This is a genomic window from Microcoleus asticus IPMA8 (assembly GCF_013179805.1).
GTDB lineage: Bacteria > Cyanobacteriota > Cyanobacteriia > Cyanobacteriales > Microcoleaceae > Microcoleus > Microcoleus asticus.
Genome location: NZ_SRRZ01000299.1, coordinates 1 through 1,378 on the forward strand (window position 1 = coordinate 1; position 1,378 = coordinate 1,378).

Annotated in this window: 2 protein-coding genes; both read left to right on the forward strand. The window is 41.2% G+C overall.

Going from position 1 to position 1,378, the window contains the following annotated elements; all coding sequences use genetic code 11:
* Window positions 1-638, forward strand: a 638-nt coding sequence (locus tag E5S67_RS31965; RefSeq protein WP_172193493.1) for an aromatic amino acid lyase, incomplete at its 5' end; no start/stop codon positions are given.
* Between the two features lie 222 nt (window positions 639-860).
* Complete coding sequence (locus E5S67_RS32925; RefSeq protein WP_216670852.1) at window positions 861-1,199, forward strand: hypothetical protein; 339 nt, start codon at window positions 861-863, stop codon at window positions 1,197-1,199.
* Window positions 1,200-1,378 lie beyond the last annotated feature (179 nt).

Consider the following 1,378-nt stretch of genomic DNA (forward strand, 5'->3'; position numbering starts at 1 on the left):
CTAGCTATCACGGCGGCAATTTCTTAGGGCAATATATTGGCGTTGGGATGGATCGGTTGCGCTATCTTTTAGGTCTGCTGGCTAAGCATTTAGATGTGCAAATTGCGCTATTAGCTGCACCTGAATTTAATAATGGTTTGTCGCCTTCTCTGATTGGCAACACGAGCCGTAAGGTAAACATGGGGTTAAAAGGTCTGCAAATAGCTGGAAATTCAATTATGCCGCTATTGACTTTTTACGGAAACTCAATTGCTGACCGCTTTCCCACTCACGCGGAACAATTCAATCAGAATATCAATAGTCAAGGATTCGCTTCAGCTAATTTAGCTCGTCGCTCAATTGAATTGTTCCAGCAATATATGGCAATTTCCCTAATGTTTGCCGTCCAAGCTGTTGACTTGCGAACCCATGAAGTCGCCGGTCACTATGACGCGCGGGAGTGTTTGTCGCCACTTAGCTTGCCACTATATGAGGCTGTGCGCGAAGTTGTGGGACAGCCGCCGAATGTTGAAAAATCTTACATTTGGAATGACAACGAGCAATCTTTAGATATACACATTGCCATGATTGCTGCTGACATTGCACAGGAAGGACGAATTGTGCAAGCTGTGAACCAAATTTCATCAAGTTTGAAGTAGGAAGAGAAAGGAGTTTTGAAAATAACTCACATTATTTTTCCTTTTTTTCCTCTTGTTAGCTGCATAAAACAATTTATTTGTAGCTAAGAATAGCTTGCAAAACGGCGTGGCGTAAAAAATGAGTTGAAAATTGAACTCGTTAAGAGCTGCTTGTCTTTTACACAAGCAGTTCCAATTTTGCGGTTGTAAAGGGTTGTTGAACATTACTAGAAAGGCACAACAATGGTGACTCACAATATTTCAGCTAACATCTCTGAAACTGCTTTTCAGCTAGATATTTACCCAAGTAAAAAAGCAGAGAGATTGTCAAATCAGCAACACTTTTTGACGGATGTTGTTCGCCAATGCGTCAAAGTATATCAACTTGGATCGAGGGATTGGCAACAAGTTTCTCAGACAATTCATCCGAGTTGCGTGGGGGATATTTCCTCACAAAAAAAAGAGCGATCAAAGGCTTTACGTCGTGGTTTCCGATTTGTCTTAACGATGGTGCACCAGTGCATCCAAATCTTGAACACGAAACCTATGGTTTGGCGGCAATTCTACGGAGAACTAAGATAGGGATGAACATTGCAGAGCATATCGAGAGAGGGTCTAGATTTTTTCCTCAGAAAACTGCGTTAATTTTTGAAGGTAAATCTTTTACTTACCAATACTCCGGACAGTTTTTAAGCAGCTAAAGTACCATAAGACAAGACTGAAGGAAGGTTAGGGTGATTTAAAATCAAATCCCGGTCTAA